The organism is Nonomuraea sp. NPDC050022 (assembly GCF_044460705.1).
Lineage (GTDB): Bacteria > Actinomycetota > Actinomycetes > Streptosporangiales > Streptosporangiaceae > Nonomuraea.
Window position 1 is genome coordinate 1 of sequence record NZ_JBITKE010000037.1, and the last position, 1,075, is coordinate 1,075.

A 1,075-nucleotide genomic window follows, 5' to 3' on the forward strand; every position below is an offset into this window, starting at 1 on the left:
TAGCCTCGATGTTTCGTGAGGGTGGTTGGGTCGCGTACTGACTTGGGCCACCTGCGTGTTTTCAGCGGTGGGTCAGCCAGGCGGCCCGGCTATCGCGTCGGGTGGGCGGGGTTCCACGGGCCCGGGTGGTGTGTCCTTCCTGGTTGTGGGGGCGGGTGGATTGGCGTCAGGGCTTGGGCAGCATCTGCAGGCGGTTGATCGCGGAGGCGATGAGGTCGGCCCACCGCCATCGTTGGGCGAGACGGAGCCGGAGGCGTCTACTGCCTTTGACCAGGCGTCCTGCGGCGGAGAACAGGCGCAGCCGTAGCCGTTTGGGTTCCCAGCGCCGAGCCGGATGGCTGTCGAGTGCGAGCAGTTGGGTTCAGACAAGAAGCTCGCAGGCAAGGGCGACGAGTTCGAGCCAGAGCTGATTTTGGGCGAAGCCGTGCAGGGGGAGGTTGCGCAGGCCGGTGTCCTTGGCGGTGCGGATACGGTCCTCGCAGCGGGCCCGGCGGCGATGGCGCAGTTCGAGGTCGGCGAGCTGGCCGCGGCCGCCACCCGAGCGGGTACCGGTGACAAAACACGTGAAGCGGTGCCCGTCGAGATCGGTGAACCGCAACTGGGCGCCGGGGTGCGGGCGTTCCTTACGGACGATGAGGCGCATGCCTTTCGGCCATGACGACAGATCAAGCATCCCGGTCAGCTCCGCGACCCACGCCCCGTCCCTCACCTGACCATCAGCGTCGTAGGCCACTTCCCAGACGTCCTTCGGCAACGCCAGGATCGCCTCACAGATGTCGTCGGTCAGGTTGAACCCGATCGAGTACTTCAATCTGCGTGCGGTCACCCAGTTGAGGAACTCATGGGTGCCGCCACCGGAGTCAGTGCGAAACAGCACATGTTTATGCAGATGGGCGGGAATCTGATTCAACGCCAGCCGCCCGGCGGCGATGTGGTCTTCGGCAGTGTTCGACCCGGCGTTCCCCCGCCGCAGCAGCAGCGCGGCCGCCTCACCCGTCCCCTGACCGCCGTGGTCGATGAACGCAGTCATCGGGTGGAACCCGAAACTCCTTTTCCAGGTCGGCGCCGCTTGTTC

General features: G+C 66.1%; 1 pseudogene. It reads right to left on the reverse strand.

Annotation, left to right across the window (positions count from 1 at the left end):
- Positions 1-166 precede the first annotated feature (166 nt).
- Positions 167-1,075, reverse strand: a pseudogene (locus tag ACIBO2_RS58830) (IS1380 family transposase); the annotation flags it as partial.